Raw genomic sequence first — 14,694 nt, 5'->3', positions numbered from 1 at the left:
CCGCGTCAGGTCGTCCCGGAGGGGGCGTCGCTCGCGCCGTCGGCCGGCACGAGATGGCGTGACACGCTGCGCAGCTTCTCGCAGGTCTCCTCGAACTCACGCTCCGGGCGCGACTCCCCGACGATGCCCGCCCCGGCGCGCAGCCAGGTGCGGCCACCTCTGCGGTAGACCGTGCGCAGGACCAGGGCCGCGTCCAGGTCGCCCGCGCTGCCCACCATCAGGACCGCGCCACTGTACAGGCCCCGGGGCTCGGACTCGTGACGGCGGATCACCTCGTACGCGGCCGTCTTGGGCACGCCGGACGCGGTGACGGCCGGGAAGACGGCGGCCAGAGCCGGCCAGGGTCCCTCGGTCCGTTCGGCGAGCCGGCCGGTGACGCGGGAGGCCAGGTGCTGGACGCTGCCCCGTTGTTTCACCCCCATCAGTTCCTCGACCCTGGCCGATCCCGGCGCGCACACCGCCGTCATCTCGTTCCAGGCCACCTGCACGGATATCGCGTGCTCGTACACCTCCTTGGGGTCCGCGAGCAGTTCGAGGCGCAGCCGCTCGTCCTGGGTGGCGTCTCCGGTCAGTGCCCGGGTGCCGGCGAGCGGCTGGGTGGAGACCGCGCCGTCCGCGCCGACCTCCACCACGGTCTCCGGGCTGAACCCCGCGGCCTCGATGCCGCCGAGGCGCAACAGGAAGGAACGGGCCGGGTTGTTGGCCCGGCGTCCGGTCACGTAGGTGTCGATCAGGTCGATCTCCTGGTCCACGTCGACGGTCCGGGAGAGGATGACCTTGTGCAGTTCACCGCCGCGGATGGCGGAGACCGCGGCGGAGACGGCGGCCTGGTACGGCTCCCTGCCGCTACCGACGATGTCGACGCGGAGGGCGGGCGCAGGCACCGGTTCGGCATCGGGGTCGGCCAGCAGGCGACGGATCTTGTCCGCCATGGCCGGGTCGGTACATCGGATCAGTGCCTCCCCGGACCTGACCCGCACCTCTACCGCGGGCACGACGAGATGCATCAGCAGGTCCTCGGCCGGCCCGGCGGCCTGTTGTTCCGGCCGGCCGGCCAGTGTGTACGACAGCTCGAACGACGCCCAGCCGTAGGCGCGCCAGCCGTCGAACGGCAGCTTGTCGAGCGTCAGGTGGACCTGCCGCAGGGGTTCGTCCCCGCACGGGGTCGAGACGTGTTCCGTGCCGGTGCGGAGGTCGACGCGGTCGGGGAAGAGGGTGAGTTCGGCCTCGGCGCCCGCCGCGTAGCACCACTCGCCCGCGCGCTCGTACACGACGTACTGCTCATGCGGTCCGTGGCGGGCGAGGCGCGCCGCGTGGAGCATCGGGTCGCCCGGAACCGGCACGGTGATTTCGAGGTAGCGCTGCCGTTCGGTCATGGCCGTCCTTGAGGTTGAGGGTGATCGGATCGGGTCGGAGCGCTCGGCACGGTGCGATCACCCGGCGGGGCGGCCTCGGGATCGCCGGGGCCGGCGACCCGCCGGGGGATCAACGGGAGCGGGTGCCCGCGCCGGGATCGCCGGGGCGGAGCTCCGAGGCCGTCGCATCCGTTTTCGGGGTGACGGCACGGGCGAGTTCACGCTTGTCGACCTTGCCGACGCTGGTCAGCGGGAAGGCGTCGAAGATCCGCACCACGTCGGGGATCTTGTAGGTCGCGAGGCCTCGGTCGTGGAGGAAGGCGGTGAGGTCGGGGGCCTCGTCGTGGCCGTCGCGCAGGAGCAGGCACGCGCAGGTCCGCTCACCCAGATAGAGGTCGGGGACGGGCACGACGGCGGCGTCCAGGACGGCGGGGTGGGCACGCAGATGGTTCTGCAGCTCGTCAGCGGAGATCTTGTCGCCGCCGCGGTTCACCAGGTCCTTCTCCCGGCCCTCGACGACGAGTCGGCCTTCGGCGGTGAGTCTGACCAGGTCGCCGGTGCGGTAGTAGCCGTCCGCGGTGAAGGCCCGGAGGTTGTGCTCGGGGGCGCGGTAGTAGCCGCGCAGCGTGTACGGGCCCCGGGTGAGCAGGTTGCCGACCGCACCGGGCGGTACGTCCTCGCCTGCCGCGTCGACGACGCGTATCTCGTCGTCGGGGCTGAGCGGGAAGCCCTGGGTGGTGGCGACGGTCTCCGCGTCGTCGCCGCGGCGTGTGTAGCTGAGCAGGCCCTCCGCCATGCCGAAGACCTGCTGGAGTTCGCAGCCCAGGGCGGGGCCGATGAGCCGGGCCGCGTCCGGGGAGAGCCGGGCGCCGCCCACCTGGACGAGTTCGAGGCTGCCGATGTCGGCGGCACTCCATCGGACGGCCTGGGACCAGAGCGCGGCCAGCGGCGGCACCACGGCCGTCACGGTCGCCCGGAACCGTTCGATCGCGGCGAACGCGGTCTCCGGGCTCGGTGACGGGCACAGGGCGACCGTGCCGCCGGCGTGGAGCACCCCGAGGACGCCGGGGCAGGCCAGCGGGAAGTTGTGGCCGATGGGCAGGACGGCGAGGTAGACGCTGCGTTCGTGGAGCCCGCAGACCTCGGCACTGGCGCGGAGGTTGTAGAAGTAGTCGTCGTGGGTGCGCGGGATCAACTTGGGCAGCCCCGTCGTACCGCCGGACACCAGCAGCACCGCCGGATCGCCCGCCGCGGGCGCGGGCAGCGGCCGTGGAGCGGCGTCGACCTCGCGCAAGGGGGTGTACAGCCCCGGCTCACCGGCGACCAGCACGTGGCGCAGCGAGGGGGCCTTCGCCCGCACCTCGGCGGCGAGTTCGCGGTAGTCGAAGCCCGTGTCCGGGTCCGTGTCGGGTACGACGTAGGCGACGGCGTCGGTGCTGCGGCAGAGGTGGACGGCTTCGCTGGCGCGGTAGGCGGGCAGCCCGAGCACGGGCAGGGCGCCCAGGCGGAACAGGGCGATGAGCAACGGCAGGATCTCGGGGATGTTGGGGAGTTGGACGACCACCCGGTCTCCGGGACGGACCCCCAGGTCGACGAGACCGGCGGCGAGCCGGTCGCCGCGCTCGTCCAGTTCGGCATAGCTCCACGACAGGCCGTCGGAGAGCAGAGCCGGGGCGTCTGGGTGCTCGCGCGCCCGCTCGCGCAGCAGCTCTCCCAGCGGCCGCCCCTGCCAGTGGCCGGCCCGCCGATACCGCTCCACCAATTCCTCCGGCCAAGGAACCACGTCCACAGGATTCACACCCTAAAATCGAGATTCTCAGGAACTTCAAACACTTACGCAGATGTAAAGAATCTGATCCAGGAGAACACCTGAAGTCAATAACGTAAAGATAATGTTTAAGTAAAGCACACTCCAAACCGCTAAGCTGTTTGCCCGGTTATGAATAGACACTTCGGACACGCCCGACATACCCCTACCGGGTACTACCTCTTCGGCCACTCCCCTTTCGGTGTGCACGCACGATGTTTTACGTTGAGTTCGCTTGAGAGACAACAAAAGCCAGCTTTCTAATTCCTGAAAATTTCCCGTAATCGCCCTTCCCGAATCGCCGGTAAATCAGTCGGTGAGACCCCGAGAGAGGACAGCGATGACGCACCCCGCACCCGCTGTAGCGCGCAAGATCCGCGAGGCCCTGTCCGAAGTACTCGGTATCCCACCGGAGACGGTGGGGGACACGGACAACCTGATCTCGCACGGGCTCGACTCGATCCGCACCATGGCTCTCGTCGGGCGCTGGCGCTCCGCCGGGGCAGAGGTCGACTACGCGGAACTGGCCAAGGAACCGACCGTCGCCGCCTGGACCCGGCTCCTGGAACAACACCTCTCCGTCGCCCGCCCGCCGGAGGCCGACCGATGTACCGGCGGCCCGGACGAGGACGCCGCCTTCCCGCTGACGCCGGTGCAGCAGGCGTACTGGATCGGGCGCGCGGACGGCCAGTCGCTGGGCGGCAACGGCTGCCACGCCTATATGGAGTTCGACGGCCGTGACGTGCGCGCCACCCGCCTCGAGTCGGCCGTGCGTGCCCTCATCGCGCGCCACGGGATGCTCCGGGCGCGCTTCCTGGAGGACGGTACACAACGGGTGGCGGCCGTCTCACCCTGGCCGGGCCTGACCGTGCACGACTTCCGGCGGTTGTCGCCGGGGGCGGCGGAGAAGGCACTGCGCCAGGTCCGGGGGCGGCTCTCGCACCGGCGGTTCGACGTCGCCGCCGGCCATGTCCTCGACGTCCAACTGTCCCTGCGCCCCGGCGGCGAGACGCGCATCCACTTCGGGATCGACCTGCTCGTCGCCGACGTCCTCAGCATCCAGCACCTGCTCGCCGAGATGGCCCGGCACTATGCCGAGGGCACCGCCGCGTCCGGTCCCGCGTACTCCTTCCCCCGCTATCTCAACGACCTTTCCGCGCAACGGAGTTCGTCCCGCGAGCGCGCCCGCGCCTACTGGCGGGAACGTCTCCCCGAGCTGCCGGGTGGCCCCGCGCTGCCGCTGGCCGTGGACCCGGACCTGGTCGAGCGGCCCCGGTTCACGCGCCGTTTCACCCGGCTGGCGCCCGACGCGTGGCGGGGTTTCGCCGAGCGGGCCCGTGCCTGTGGGGTGACCCCCGCCATGGCGCTGGCGGCGGCCTACGCCGAGGTGCTCGGTGCCTGGAGTGCGCAGCGGCGCTTCGTGCTCAATCTGCCGCTCTTCGACCGGCAGCCGCTGCACCCCGAAGTGGGTGACCTGGTCGCCGACTTCACCAATCTCGTCCTGGTGACGGCCGACACCTCGGACGGCCTGCCGTTCAGGGAGCACGCCCGACGGCTGCAGACGCAGTTCCAGGGCGACGCCGCGCATGCCGAGTACTCCGCGGTCGAGGTGCTGCGGGACCTGGCACGGGCCCGGCCCGGTGACCGGGCGTCCGCCCCGGTGGTGTTCGCCAGCAATCTCGGTTCCGAGTTCGTCGACGAGCGGTTCCGCAGCAGCCTCGGCGAGTTCGGCTGGATGATCTCGCAGACCCCGCAGGTGTGGCTCGACCACCAGGTGTACGAGGACGCCGAAGGCCTGTTGCTCGCCTGGGACGCCGCGGAGGAGCTGTTCCCGGACGGCGTGCTGGACGCCATGTTCGACGCGTACGGACAGTTCGTGCGGGCGCTCGCCACCACCGACGGCGCCTGGTCGGCCCCCGTTCCCGCACTCCTGCCGGAGCGCCAGCGCGCCACCCGCAACCGGGTCAACGACACCGCGACCCCCGAGACCGGACAGCTCTTGCACGACGCCGTGGTCCAGGCGGCGCGGTGCCACGGGCAGGACACCGCCCTGCGCTGGGGCACCAACGAGCGGATGAGCTACGACGAACTCCTGCGCCGCGCCCTCACGGTGGCCGACGTGCTGCGCGCCAGGGGCATACGCACCGGCGAGCCGGTCGCCGTGGTCCTGGACAAGGGCTGGGAGCAGGTCGTCGCCGTCCTCGGCATTCTGCTCGCGGGCGGCGCGTATCTGCCCGTGGACACCAACCAGCCGCCGGCCCGCCGGGACGTCATGCTCACGGACGCCGGGGTGCGCGAACTCCTCACCCACTCCTGGTCGGCCGCCTTCGAGCACTTCCCGGCCGCACTGAACACCGTCGAGGTCGACGCCCTGGAACCCGCCGCCCTCGGGACACCGTTGCCCGAAGCGACGGCGAGCGGCGAGGACCTGGCGTACGTCATCTACACCTCCGGCTCGACCGGCCGCCCGAAGGGGGTGATGATCAGCCATCGGAGCGCGGTCAACACCGTCACCGACATCAACCACAGGTTCAAGGTCACCTCCGAGGACCGTGGACTCGCCCTCGCCGCACTGGGCTTCGACCTCTCCGTGTACGACGTCTTCGGCGTGCTGGGTGTCGGCGGCTGTCTCGTCCTGCCGGACCCGGAACGCCGCGGCGACCCCTCGCACTGGGCCGAGCTGATCACCCGGCACCGTGTCACCGTGTGGAACTCCGTACCGGCCCAGCTCCAGATGCTCCAGCACTTCGCGGAGAGCGAACCGGCCCTCGATCTGAGCACGCTCCGGCTCGCCCTGCTGTCGGGCGACTGGATCCCCGTGACCCTGCCCGACGCGGTACGCCGTCGCTGTCCCGGCCTCGAACTGATCAGCCTCGGCGGTGCCACCGAGGCAGCGATCTGGTCGATCTACCATCCCATCGGCGAGGTCCCCGCCGACTGGCGCAGCATCCCCTACGGCAAGCCGCTGGCCAACCAGACCTTCCACGTCCTGGACGACGCCATGCGCCCGCGCCCCGAACTGGTCCCCGGCGAGCTGTGGATCGGCGGTGTCGGTGTCGCCATGGGCTACCTGGGAGACGAGCGACGCACCGCCGAACGGTTCGTCACCCGTCCAGGCACGGGCGAACGCCTCTACCGCACCGGCGACCTGGGCCGCTGTCTCCCGGACGGCACCATCGAGTTCCTGGGCCGCGAGGACTCCCAGGTCAAGGTGCGCGGTCATCGGATCGAACTCGCCGAGATCGAGGCCGCGTTGCTCTCCTACCCGGAGGTCGGTACCACCGCGGTAGTCGTCGACGGTTCGACCGCCACGAACCGGCGCATCGCCGCCGTCGTGACCGGCAGCCGCGTCACGCAACCATCGGTCGCGGCCGAAATGGCTCGGGAACTGGCCGAGGCGGCCCACTTGGCCGGCACGCGAGCCGCCGCCCGGTCCGAGCTCTCCCGTGTCCGTGCGGAGCAACAGCGGCTGAACCATGTGGCGTTCACCGCCATGGCGGCGGCCCTGCGCGCGCTGGGCGCCTTCCCCCCGGACGCCGAAGCGCCGACGGCGACGCAGGTGCTGCGCCGCGCGGGCGTGCCACCGCGGTTCCACCGGGTCGTACGCCGCTGGCTCGTGGCGCTGGAGAAAGAAGGTCTGGTGCGCCGCGATCCCGACTCCGGCCGCTATCTGGATCTGCTGCCGGCCGACGCGCGGGTCCTCGACGAGGAACTGCGCCGGCTGGAGACCGAGGGCTGCGAGCCGCTGTGGACCGCGCCCGTACTGGAGTTGCTCACCACGAGCATGCGACGGCTGCCGGAACTGCTGCGCGGGGAACTGGACCAGGTACGACTGCTGTTCCCCGACGGCAAACCGCAGTCCGCGCGGGCCCTGTACGCGGACAACGCGATCATGCGGTATCTCAACCGTGCTACGGCGGCACTCGCCGGCGCACTCGCCGCGGGGACCGCACCCGGCCGACCCCTGCGCGTCCTGGAGGTCGGGGCCGGGGTCGGTGCGACGACGGACCAGATGGTCGCGGTGCTTCCCGCCGCCGCGGGGGCTCCGGGGATGGAACCCGACTACCTCTTCACCGACGTGTCGCACTTCTTCCTGAACGAGGCGCGCGCCCGCTTCGCCGCCCAACCCTGGGTGCGGCACGGCCTGTTCGACTTCAACACCGACTACCGCGCCCAGGGGTTCCGGCCGCAGAGCTTCGACCTGATCGTGATCGCCAACGCGCTCCACAACGCCCGGGACATCGACACCGTGCTCGGCGGACTGCGGGAGCTGCTCGCTCCGGGCGGCTGGCTGGTACTCACCGAACTCACCGTGGACCGGCCCGACTTGATGACCTGGATGGAGTTCCTCATCCAGCTCGACGGTGCGGCACCGGACGCCGAGGGTGACTTCGCGGACCAGAGGCGGGGCCGCGACCAGACCTTCTTCGACGTGGACGAGTGGCGCGCGCTCCTCACCGGGGCGGGAGCGCAGGCCGTCTTGGTCCTCCCGGAGGGGGACGGCGAACTCGCCTCGTTCGGGCAGCACTTGATCGCGGCCACCTTCAAACGGGACCGGGCCGACATCGACCTGGAGGACCTGCGCGACCATCTCGCCGAGCAGCTCCCCGAGTACATGATCCCGGCCCACATCGAGACGGTCGAGGAACTCCCGCTGAGCGCGAACGGCAAGGTCGACCGCAAGACCGTCCTGTCCTGGGTCGCCGACGGCCGCCCGGAGGACGCGATGCGCTCGGCGCCGCCCCTGGACGAGTTGGAGAGGCGTCTGGCCGGCATGTGGGAGGAGTTGCTCTCGGTGCACACGGTCGCCCGCGACGACAACTTCTACGAACTGGGCGGGGACTCCCTGCTCGTCGCCCAGTTCATCGGCCGGCTCCGCCGGGAGCTGCCGGAGGCGGGCGCGTTCTCCTTCGACGAACTCCTGCGGACCATGGTGCGCCGACCGGTTCTCGCCGCAGTCGCCGAACGGCTGCGGCAGGTGGACGGGGAAGGGGCGGACCGATGACCGGCACGACATCCGGGGCCACCGGACTCGCCCAGCAGTGGCTGCGCGGCCCCCGGCCCAGGCGCCGCCCCCGACTGCGCCTAGTCTGCTTCCCGCACGCCGGCGGCTCGGCCCGCTTCTTCTACCCCTGGCTGCGCGAACTCCCCACCGGGATCGAGCTGATGGCCGTCCAGTACCCGGGACGCGACGACCGTCTCGACGAACCTCTCCTGGACCGCATGGATCAGTTGGCCGACCCGCTGGCCGAGGCGGTCGCCGAGGTCGCCGACGTACCGCTGGTGCTCTTCGGGCACAGCATGGGAGCGTCCGTAGCCTTCGAAGTCGCGCGCCGCCTGAACCGCGGGTCCTCCGGTCTCGTGCGGCATCTGTTCCTCTCGGCACGACCGGCCCCCTTCTCGGCCGCTCCGGCCCTCGGTCCCCCACGGGACGACGACACCCTGGTCAGGGAACTGGCCCGGCTCGGCGGCACGGACTCGGCGCTGTTCGACGACCCCGAGATCCGCGCCACCCTGCTGCCCGCGATACGCGGCGACTACCGGCTGATCGAGGGCTATCGCTACCGGGCAGGCCCGCCACTGTCCTGCGCCACGACGGCCGTCGTCGGCAGCCATGATCCGGAGGTGCCCCGCCGGCTCGCCGAAGGCTGGCAGGCGGCCACCACTGGCACCTTCACACTGCGCGTCATGCAAGGCGGCCACTTCTATCTCACCGAGCGGCGCTCCGAGTTGGTGGCCTACCTGCTCACCGCACTCGGCATGCGGAGCGGTCACCGCGGCGACCCCGCCTCGACGCCCTGACAGCACCACTGCCGCGTACGGCTCAAGTCAGAGGACGGACTACTTCATGGAGGACGCGTGAGCGGGCTCGACAACGACGGTTACGAGGACGAGCCGGAACACGACGGCGGTACCCGGTGAACGACCCGCTCGCCAAACCCCGCGAGTCCTGCGGCGTGGCCGGCGCCTGGGGCCCGGCCGCACGGACCGTGCGCGGCCTGCTGATGGCCCTCCAGCACCGCGGACAGCAGAGCGCCGGAATCGCCGTGTGCGGCGAAGCCGGCATCGAGTGCCGGACCGGCCCCGGACGCGTGACCGATGTCTTCCCTAACCCCGAACTACACCTGCCCCACGGCACGTTGGGCACCATCGGACATGTGCGCTACGCGACGTCCGGCGGCCCGGACCCGGACGGCGAACTGGCGCAGCCCGTCGTCCTCGACGGTCCCGGCGGCCCGCTCGCTCTCGCGCACAACGGCACACTCGTCAACACCGCAAAGGCCCGGACCGAGTTGGGCGTCTCGGCCGATGCCACCGACACCGCCGTCCTCGGCCACCTCCTCGCGGCCGCCATGGAGAACCACGGCGTCAGCCTGTTCAAGGCCCTCCACCTCGTTCTGCCGCGCATCACCGGCGCGTACTCCCTGGTACTCACCGACGGCCGCCGGCTGTACGGAGTGCGTGATCCGCAGGCGTTCCGTCCGCTCTGCCTGGGCCGACTCGACGACACCTGGCTGCTGGCCTCGGAGTCCGCCGCGATCGCCGCGGTGGGTGGGACGCTCTTCCGCGAACTGGAGCCCGGCGAGGTCCTGGAGGCCGACGCCGTCGGGATGCACAGCAGCCGCCTGGACGTGCCGGCTGTCCGGCGTGCCTCGTGCGTGTTCGAGCACGTGTACTTCGCCCGCGCCGACTCCAGGATCGACGGGCGAAGCGTGTACGAGGCACGGTACGCGGCCGGGCGGGCCCTGGCCCGGTACGCGCCACCACCGCCGGGTTCCGACGTGGTGGTGGCCGTGCCCGACACGGCCCGGGTGGCCGCCGACGGCTACGCCAGACAGACCGGACTGCCCGTCGTACAGGGGCTGTTGCGGCACGAGGGCGTGGGCCGCTCCTTCATCACGGGCGACCGGGTGGGCCGGGAGGCGGCCGTCCGGCAGAAACTCTCCGCCGTCCCGGCCGCCGTCGCGGGACGCGAGGTCGTCCTCGTGGACGACTCGCTCGTCCGGGGCACCACCATGAACGCGGTCGTCGCCATGCTCCGCGCGGCCGGAGCCGCCGCCGTCCACCTGAGGATCGCGTCCCCGCCGCACCGCTGGCCGTGCTTCTACGGCATCGACACCGGGCGCGGGGACACACTGCTCGGCGCCCAGGTCCTGCCGGACCGGCTCGCCGGGCATCTCGGCTGCGACAGCGCGGAGTTCCTTCCGCTGGAGGCCCTGCTCGACGCGGTCGACGGCGCCCCGGACACGTACTGCACCGCGTGTCTCGACGGCCGGTTCCCCACCGAGGTGGACCTCCCGGACCCGGCATTCCTGCAGCAGCCAACCGGAGGGAAATGATGGGTACTTCACTACAGATCCGAGTTCTCAATCTCCTCTCGGCGGCCGGACGTCCCCTGCACGGACGCGAGGTGCAGGAGCAGCTCAACACGGAACGCGAGGACCGCCTCGCGTACACCACCGTCCTGACGGTACTGACCAGGCTCGTGAACAACGGTGCCGCCGCACGTCAGCGCAACGGGCGCCAGTACGTCTACCGCGCCACCTGCCGGGACGAAGTGGGCCTCGCCGTACGAAAAGTGTTCACCAGCTTCGGGCCCGACGCGGTGGCCCACTTCGTCGACCAGGCGTATGCCGATCCCGCGCTGCGGGCTCAGCTGCGCCTGGCCGTCGACGGCTCCGCGCTACTGCGTGAATCGTCCTAGGAGCGCGAGGGCCCGGTCGTTCAGTTCCCGTACCGCGTCCGGCCCGCAGCGTGTCTCGTCGTACCACCAGTCGATGTGGATCCGGCCGGCCTGCCGGTAGGTGCGCACGTCGAGTGCGTGGCCGCGGGCCAGGGCGGGCTCTCCCTGCGGGACGTCGCTCAGCGGTACCGCCTGGAGCGGCGTCCTGCGGCCGTCGGCCGGCCCGGCGGTGCGTGTCCCACCGTCCGTGAAGGTCACCTCCGCCGTGGGCAGCCGCCGCAGGGCTTCGGCGGTCTGCGGATGAAGGTGGCGCAGGACGCCGTAGTGCACCCCGTGGTACGGGATGCCGTCGAGCGCCTCACGCGTGTCACTCAGCAGGCGCGCCGGGTCGTCGCGGTGGGCGCCCGCGACGAGCGGGTACGTCGATGTGCAGCGCCCCACGGTCCGGCTGAGATCGATGCCGGGAAAGTCCCCGTCGCGTGCGCTGCCCACGATGTCGATCAGCGTGCCCTCGCCGTCCGTCTTCTCGGTGAGTGCCCCGCACACCGCGGCGAGCACCAACGCGCCCGGCCCCATGCGCTGTTGCCGCTGGACCGTTCGGAGCGAGCCCGTCAGCGTCGGATCGACGGTGCTGCGCAGCAGGCGTACCGGGCCGGTGGACGGTGGCGCCGGGAACGCGGGCCGGGTGCCGACGCGGCGCACGAGGTCCAGCCAGAAGGGCCGTTCGAGCAGTACGGCGTCGTCGAGGGCCCAGGTCGTCAGGCAGTCGGACCAGGTCTGCCACGTGGTGCTGCCGGCGGGCAGGTTGACCGGCCCTCCGGTCAGGAGCTGGCGGCAGGCGGTGGTCACGTCCTCGGCGAGGAGGCGTTGCGCGGTGATGTCGACCGCCGCGGCATGGACCAGCAACACCAGGTGACGGCCACCGTCCGGCCCACCGTCGACGAGCGCCGCTTCCAGCACGGCACGCCTTCCCGGAGCACGACGGCGGCGCAGTTCGGCCGTCGCGGCCTCGACGGTCGCAGCAGGGTCCGTCGATCCGTCTTCCTCCCACGGCACGACGGTCAGCAGGGACCCGACCGGGGGCACCCGGCGGTGTTCCCACATCCCCGACCGCTCGACCAACTCCACGCGCAGCGCGTCGTGATGGTCCACCACGTGCGCGAGCGCCTCGTCGAGCAGCTCGGCGGTGATGCCGTCGCCGACCCGGAAGGCCAACGGAACATCGAGGTCCGACAGTACGGCGGAGTCGGCCACCAGCTCCAACTGGGCGGGGACCAGGGGGAGTTCATCTCCGATTGTCTCCTTCGCGGGCAACGGGACGGGAGCCGCCACAGTCCCCTCGCCGGGCCCCACCGCTTCGGTCAACGTCCGCAGGGTGGGGTTCTGGAACAGGGCACGGGGGCTGAACCGCAGTCCCGCCGAACGCGCGCGGCCGGCGACCTGGGCGGCCATCACGGAGTCGCCACCGAGCAGGAAGAAATCGTCGTCGGGCTCGATCGTGTCGATACCGAGGACGTCGGACCAGAGGGTGGAGAGGACCTGCTCCGTCGTGCCCGTCGCGTGGGCCGAGGGCGCCTCCGTTGCTTGCCCTGACTCCCCTGACTCCGCGTACGCCGAGTCGATCCAGTGCCTCGACCGCTGGAAGGGGTATCCCGGCAACGAGGTCCGGCGTCGTCCAGGACGCAAAGGTGCCCAGTCCACCGGGACTCCGTGCGCCCACAGCCGGCCGAGGGCTTCCCGGAAGGCCTCGGGGCCGTCGGCGCCCTCATCGACATCGACGAACAGGTAGCCGGCGTCGCTCGCCTCGGCCGACGTCAGCCGTCCGCCGGCCCGGGCGGACAGGACGGGCAGCGTCGGCGTTCCTCGGACCGGGTCCGCAGGCTCACGTCCGGCCACGACCCGTACCGCGTCCTCCAGGCCCATCACTCCGGCGAGTTGAGCGGCGACGTACTCGCCGACGCCGTCGCCGGCAACGGCGGCCGGTCGCACTCCCCACCCCTCCAGTGCGCGAGCGAACGCGTACTGCGTGCAGAACGTCTGCACCGCCCGCGCCACCTCCGGGTCCTGTCGCAAGTCGTCCCCGAACTCGGCACCGAGCTCTTTGGAGAAGAGTTCGGCGCAGGCGTCGAAGGCCTCCGTGAACAGCGGATCCGTTCCGTGGAGCCCCGATGCCGTCCGTACGCGGCCCTGCTTCGCCGCGGAGAACAGCAGCAGTACGGCGGGGAGTTCGCCGTTCGCCGCGCTGTCGGTGACCGGACTGTCGGACCGGGCGAGGGCCGTCACGGCATGTTCGGCGTGCCGGGCTACGACGGCTCGGCGGTAGCGGAACGGGCGGCGGCCCTCCGCGAGGGTGAGCGCGGTGTCGGCCAGGTCGGTGCCGGGCCGCTCACGCAGGTGGTGGGTGAGGCGCTCGCCCGCCTCGGCGAGGGCACGCTCGGTGCGGGCGCTCAGCACCAGTACCTGGGGGTCGGAGCGGGAGGGCGGCACGGCGCGTTCCGGCGCTTCCTCCAGCACGACGTGCACGTTGGTGCCGCCCGCGCCGAGCGAGGTCACCCCGGCGAGCCTGGGTCGGTCGCCGGACCAGTCGGTCAGCGTGTCCTGGATACGGAAGGGGCCGCCGTCCAGTTCGAGTTCGGGGTTGGCTTCGGTGAAGTGGAGGGTGGGCACGAGCATGCGGTTCTCCAGGCACAGGACCGCTTTCATGAACCCGACGACTCCGGCCGCCGTCTCGCAGTGCCCCACGTTGCCCTTCACGGAGCCGAGCGCGCACCAGGGGCCGTCCGGCCGGTCGCCGAACGCCCGGCGCAGGGCGGCCACTTCGACGGGGTCGCCGAGTGCGGTGCCGGTGCCGTGGGCCTCGACGTATCCCACGTCGCGCGGGTCCACGCCGGCCACCGCGAGGGCTTCGCGGACCACGGCTGCCTGCATCTCGACGCTGGGGGCGGTGTAACCCATCTTCAGGGAGCCGTCGTTGTTGACGGCTGAGCCACGGATGACGGCCCGGATGTCGTCGCCGTCGGCGAGTGCGTCGCTGAGCCGCTTGAGTGCGACCACTCCCCCGCCGCTGGTGAAGACCGTCCCGCCGGACTTCGCGTCGAAGGGCCGGCAGTGGCCGTCCGGCGACATCACCGAGTCGAGGTCGCGCAGATAACCGACACGGTGCGGCACCTTGACCGACATGCCGCCGGCCAGCGCCAAGTCGGACTCTCCGCACAGCAGGCTCTGGCAGGCGAGATGGACGGCGGTGAGTGCGCTGGAGCACGCCGTCTGGACACTGAGTGCCGGGCCGTGCAGGTCGAAGGCGTGCGCGATGCGGGTCGCGTAGAAGTTGACGTCGTTCGCCGACCACAGGGACATCTGCGCGGACGACGAACCGGCACCCAGCAGTTCACGCAGGTTGTGCCGGGACAGCACGTGATACGGGTAGTAGCCGCACGCGGACCCGGAGACGAACACCCCGATCGCGTCGCTCTGCCGTCCCGGGTCGCAGCCGGCGTCCTCCAGCGCGTGCCAGGAGCATTCGAGCAGCAGCTTCAACTGCGGGTCCATGGTGGCGGCGAGGCTGGGTGCGAAGCCGAAGAACTCCGCGTCGAACTCCTCGATGCCATCAAGGGTTCCGGCTCGCCGCATGTAACTGGGGTCGCGCAGCACGGAGTCGGGTACGCCGTGGCGGCGCAGTTCGGTGTCGTCCAGCGACTCCAGACACTCCCTGCCCTCCCTCAGATTGCGCCAGAACTCGGTGACCGTACGCGCCATCGGGAACCGTCCCGCCATACCGACGACCGCGATGCCCTCGGGCTGTTCATCCGTCACGTCGTCCGTCATGTCGGTGTCCTGCGGGGTTCCGG

5 protein-coding genes and 2 pseudogenes are annotated in these 14,694 nt (G+C 71.3%); 4 read left to right on the top strand and 3 right to left on the bottom strand.

Going from position 1 to position 14,694, the window contains the following annotated elements; translation table 11 throughout:
• Nucleotides 1-5 precede the first annotated feature (5 nt).
• Both M2283_RS49040 and M2283_RS49035 read right to left on the bottom strand, forming a co-directional pair.
• Nucleotides 6-1,376, bottom strand: coding sequence for a salicylate synthase (locus tag M2283_RS49040; RefSeq protein WP_280883128.1), 1,371 nt, complete (start codon nt 1,374-1,376; stop codon nt 6-8).
• A gap of 109 nt (nt 1,377-1,485) precedes the next feature.
• Entirely contained in the window at nt 1,486-3,144 is a 1,659-nt protein-coding gene (locus M2283_RS49035; protein ID WP_280883127.1) for a (2,3-dihydroxybenzoyl)adenylate synthase, read from the bottom strand.
• A 358-nt stretch (nt 3,145-3,502) separates the two neighbouring features.
• Between M2283_RS49035 and M2283_RS49030 the strand changes: the two genes are divergently transcribed.
• The 4 genes and pseudogenes from M2283_RS49030 to M2283_RS49015 form a co-directional block, all read left to right on the top strand.
• The gene (locus M2283_RS49030) at nt 3,503-8,167 is read left to right on the top strand and encodes a non-ribosomal peptide synthetase (protein WP_280883126.1); all 4,665 of its coding nucleotides are present in this window, start codon (nt 3,503-3,505) and stop codon (nt 8,165-8,167) included.
• Nucleotides 8,164-8,964, top strand: a complete 801-nt coding sequence (locus tag M2283_RS49025; protein ID WP_280883125.1) for a thioesterase II family protein — start codon at nt 8,164-8,166, stop codon at nt 8,962-8,964. Before M2283_RS49030 ends, M2283_RS49025 begins: the two co-directional genes overlap by 4 nt.
• A gap of 116 nt (nt 8,965-9,080) precedes the next feature.
• Nucleotides 9,081-10,502, top strand: a complete 1,422-nt coding sequence (purF, locus tag M2283_RS49020) for an amidophosphoribosyltransferase (RefSeq protein WP_280883124.1) — start codon at nt 9,081-9,083, stop codon at nt 10,500-10,502.
• Nucleotides 10,499-10,813: pseudogene (locus M2283_RS49015) on the top strand (BlaI/MecI/CopY family transcriptional regulator); the annotation flags it as partial. The gene purF and the pseudogene M2283_RS49015, both read left to right, overlap by 4 nt.
• Nucleotides 10,814-11,107: 294 nt before the next feature.
• Here M2283_RS49015 and M2283_RS49010 read toward each other — a convergent pair.
• Nucleotides 11,108-14,671 (bottom strand): annotated as a pseudogene (locus M2283_RS49010) (type I polyketide synthase); the annotation flags it as partial.
• Nucleotides 14,672-14,694 lie beyond the last annotated feature (23 nt).

Origin of the sequence: Streptomyces pseudovenezuelae, assembly GCF_029892565.1 — a bacterium.
In the GTDB taxonomy this organism is placed as follows: domain Bacteria; phylum Actinomycetota; class Actinomycetes; order Streptomycetales; family Streptomycetaceae; genus Streptomyces; species Streptomyces pseudovenezuelae_A.
The sequence above is the reverse complement of the archived record's forward strand: the minus strand, read 5'-3'. Positions and strand labels throughout refer to the sequence as shown.